At 40.4% G+C, this 1,767-nt stretch carries 1 protein-coding gene; it reads right to left on the bottom strand.

The annotated features are described in order from the left end of the window. Positions 1-6: 6 nt before the first annotated feature. Positions 7-498, bottom strand: coding sequence for a hypothetical protein (locus ABD676_RS11700; RefSeq protein ID WP_344674869.1), 492 nt, complete (start codon positions 496-498; stop codon positions 7-9). Positions 499-1,767: the final 1,269 nt, after the last annotated feature.

The following is a 1,767-nucleotide window of genomic DNA, read 5'->3' as shown; positions in this document are numbered from 1 at the left end:
TTTATGTTAATTTGCCATGGCTCGCTCAAATTCAGCCATACTGCTGAAATGTTCCAATAAACCTTCAAATGTTGTAGACCATTCGTTGTTTATTCCCGGATTATCTTCATCCTCTTGTGCATTGGTAACTTGTCGAATTAATCGGCAATACAAACTTTTTGGCTTAAGGTAGGATATCATGTGTGTTTGGGTTTCTGACCATACGCCTCCTTTATTCATCCAGGTAAAAATAAAATTGTTGCCAAGCAACATAGAAGATTGCTTCTCAAAGCTGCTTGGTTCAAATTTATCCGTATCCTCATTGTACATATACCTCACCGTACTTCCCCCATTGATTTTTAATAAAACAGTGGATTTACTGCCCGAACTGTTTTTTAATACGCCTGCCCAAACACCATCAAATGATCCTGCACCTGCGGTGTATTGCCCCATTGCCGTATTGACCATCCCGATCCATAGCAGCAACAATACTGTCTTTAAGGTTATTTTAGTTTTCATAATTGATTTTTTTAATAAAGTTAATCGCCTTTTTTTCGCTTTGAAATACCTCAAATAGGGTATATTTCATCCAAAACCCCACTTTTTACGATGATGAACTTAATCATTATATAGATAAGGTGGATTCTTTACTCTTTATCTGTGGAAGGATTAGGTAGGTATATTTAGCTGTTGGGGCATCTTCTTTCTATTATTATAGACTATACCTTTGCGGAATACTATTTAATATGTTAAAGGAAGAGCTTTGTCTTTCCAATAATTATTTACAATCCTACTTTCCTTACTTTATTAGTATCTCCATTTTGTTTTTTCGGTTTAGATAATATAATGACCCCACAATAATTCATATGCAACCCGTAATTTCCCCCGTTTTCCTTCGAAACTCCCAAGGAATTTCCTCGGATCTGATAGGGATCTCTTTCGGATCTCGTTCGCTTCTAACCGAACGAGATCCGAAGGAGTTCCGAACGAGTTCCGAAGGAGATCCGAAGGAGTGTCGAACAGAACCCCTCGGAATCCGCCCAGAAGCACATTCCCGATAGGACGGTGACAGTACGGACGGATTTGGGAATTCCCTTCCCGATCCAATCTTTCCAAAAGCTGCCCCTGGACATGGTTTCGACCATATGTCGGCATTTTCTGCACATTTTCGGTTCCGCTGGATAAAATTATCTCCCAATAGTCTAGCGAGTTACGGCGTTACCGAGAAAAATGTTCACTCTGGGTCTTGGAAATACGGTTCCAAAGTCCCTATCTTTGCACCACTCCGCAAGGGAGGGACGGCCACACGGCCACTGAAATAAAGGAAGGAATGGATGGCTCAGAATGCATCAAATGCATTTTGTTCTATCAATCAAAAAAGAAGCTTCTAAAAATATTTTAAAATAAATTTTGCAGCTTAAAATAAATTCCCTACCTTTGCAGTCCCAACTACGGGGAACGGCACAGAGCGCGACGCTCGAAGCCGCAAAAAACAAGAAGAGTTAAAGGGTGCGACCGACGGTCAACCCGACAACATAGAAAGCAGCCGAAGCGTGAAGCGGAGGCGAAAAGTTCTTTAAGAAATAATGATCATGTAGCGCAGCGAGTAGTCGAAAGACGAAAGTTGAACAAAAAGATTTTTAAATCAATTCAACCAGATCGGAACCGGGAAATCAGATATTTTAATATTAGAAGACGATTCTATTTTTTATAAATAGTCTCGATCTTACACTTCATTCTACAATGGAGAGTTTGATCCTGGCTCAGGATGAACGCTAGCGGCAGGCC

It is taken from the genome of Sphingobacterium kyonggiense (genome assembly GCF_039536825.1).
In the GTDB taxonomy this organism is placed as follows: domain Bacteria; phylum Bacteroidota; class Bacteroidia; order Sphingobacteriales; family Sphingobacteriaceae; genus Sphingobacterium; species Sphingobacterium kyonggiense.
The sequence above is the reverse complement of the archived record's forward strand: the minus strand, read 5'-3'. Positions and strand labels throughout refer to the sequence as shown.